The 1,952-nt window shown below is 38.7% G+C and carries 3 protein-coding genes; 2 read left to right on the forward strand and 1 reads right to left on the reverse strand.

Annotation, left to right across the window (positions count from 1 at the left end; translation table 11 throughout):
• The first annotated feature begins 210 nt into the window (after nt 1-210).
• Both ACFVAJ_RS21745 and ACFVAJ_RS21750 read left to right on the forward strand, forming a co-directional pair.
• Nucleotides 211-384, forward strand: coding sequence for a hypothetical protein (locus ACFVAJ_RS21745; protein ID WP_375839303.1), 174 nt, complete (start codon nt 211-213; stop codon nt 382-384).
• 90 nt (nt 385-474) lie between these two features.
• A complete protein-coding gene (locus tag ACFVAJ_RS21750) occupies nt 475-1,383 on the forward strand; it encodes a hypothetical protein (RefSeq protein WP_375839305.1) in 909 nt (302 codons plus the stop codon).
• A 314-nt stretch (nt 1,384-1,697) separates the two neighbouring features.
• Here the strand turns inward: ACFVAJ_RS21750 and ACFVAJ_RS21755 are convergent.
• The coding region (locus ACFVAJ_RS21755) for a hypothetical protein (protein WP_376947958.1) at nt 1,698-1,952 on the reverse strand (255 nt) is incomplete at its 5' end.

Raw genomic sequence — 1,952 nt, forward strand, 5'->3', positions numbered from 1 at the left:
TTGGGAGTGACCCCTTGCTGTACAATTTCCGGAGGTGCCGATAAGGGACGAATTTTCCCTTGTCGGTTGCCTTTGGGGATTGTAAGGGGTGGAGGCTCGGAATCAAAAGGAAACGAAATATCATTCCGAGTGTGCTTCTTTTTTCTGTTCTTGAATTCTATTATTTCCAATGTTAGAATTATGTTAACAACTTGTTAGGAGTGTGTTTGGATGGAAGAGAAAAAACAAATTGGACCTCGAATTACTGTTGAAACATTTAAAAAGCTAGAGTTATTAGCCGAACATTTTACAAAACACAATGAATTTGGAAGAGTTTCAAAAGATGCTGTAATTGAGTTTGCTATTAAGGAATTGTATAGGGACTATTTGGGAAAAGGACGCTAATTTTTGTTGAAAAACTGACTTCGGATTTGGGGTTCTTTATTATTAACTTGATTTTAATTAAACATTACAGGAAAAATTGAGGGGAAATGGATGGATAAACGCAATGGTGACGCGGTTTTCATAGCTCCAAATGATGTTGTAAAAGTGACCACTATGAATCACGTCATTGAAGTTCAGCATATGGAGAAGATGAACCGGAAAAATAATATCAAAAAATTGGACAAGGATAGGTTTGTAGACCTCTCTACTGGGGAGATCCGGGAGTTCGAGCATTCGGAAAATCGGCAGGAAAATTATAATTCTTTGAGACAAACCTTTAAGAAGCTGCGTTATTTGATAAATAACAATTTTATAGGACGGCCAAATGAATTACATATAACTTTGACATACAAGAAAAATATGACGGACACGAAAAAACTTTATAGTGATTTTCAAAATTTTATCGACAGGTTGCGTTATAAATACAAGAAAGAAAGTTCGATAGATTATTTATCGGTGGTAGAGCCACAAGGACGTGGAGCCTGGCATTGTCATGTTTTAATGCGCTTTAATGATTTGGATAAGATTTATATTAAAAATGCTGAATTAAGGAGTCTATGGGGTTTAGGATTTGTAACAATCAAGTCATTAAAGGATATAGACAACATAGGAGCCTATTTGAGCGCTTATTTGACTGATATAGACCTAGAAGATGTCCAAGACAGGGAAACAGCCTTAAAAGTGGCTTCAGAGGGCTGTGAGGTGCAAACAAAGATCGTAGAAGGTCGGGAAAAGAAATTTTTAAAAGGCGGACGGCTGCACATGTATCCTTCCGGAATGAATATGTATCGAAAATCAAAAGGGATTGTTAAGCCGGAACGGGAAGAAATGAAGTTCGGAGACATAAAAAAAGTAGTGGGTTCGGCAAAACCACACTACGAGAAAAGTTATCATGTCGAAAATGACAATTTTGAAAACACAATTTCGTTTCTCCAGTATAACACAAAACGTGATTTTTGAAGCAAAACGGTTCCTCTTTATGGAGCCGTTTTTTTTATTTCCCGAAGGGTTATTTGTCAGAATGACAAACCGATTTCGAGCCGGCGAGAACCCATTGTCACACCACGATTTAGGGGGTGTGTATAAATGGGCACTCTCTGTGAAATTTGAAGCTTTGAAATTCCGAATGGCGCACTTATACACTCTGTCGAGTGAGTGCTAAAATGCTGAAGCATTTCCGTCAAGCGTGTGGAGGAATCTTGTAGAGAGATATAGCATAGATACCCGTATCTCTAGAGATATTTTGGTATATCCCTGCTATATCTATGGGGTATCTATGCTATATCTTTGGCTTCAAAAACGGCACCTGTTCTAAGAGCATAGAAACTCAACAGGCACAGCCTGTTTGACACCCTTTTTTTTAGGGTGGCACCGAGTTTCCTTATGCTCTTTTTCTCTGAAGCTAAACCTGTTTTATATGTCGTAGTCTTTTTATTGGGAGTGACCCCTTGCTGTACAATTTCCGGAGGTGCCGATAAGGGACGAATTTTCCCTTGTCGGTTGCCTTTGGGGATTGTAAGGGGTGGAGG

Source organism: Agromyces sp. NPDC057679, assembly GCF_042799635.1.
Classification (GTDB): domain Bacteria; phylum Actinomycetota; class Actinomycetes; order Actinomycetales; family Microbacteriaceae; genus Agromyces.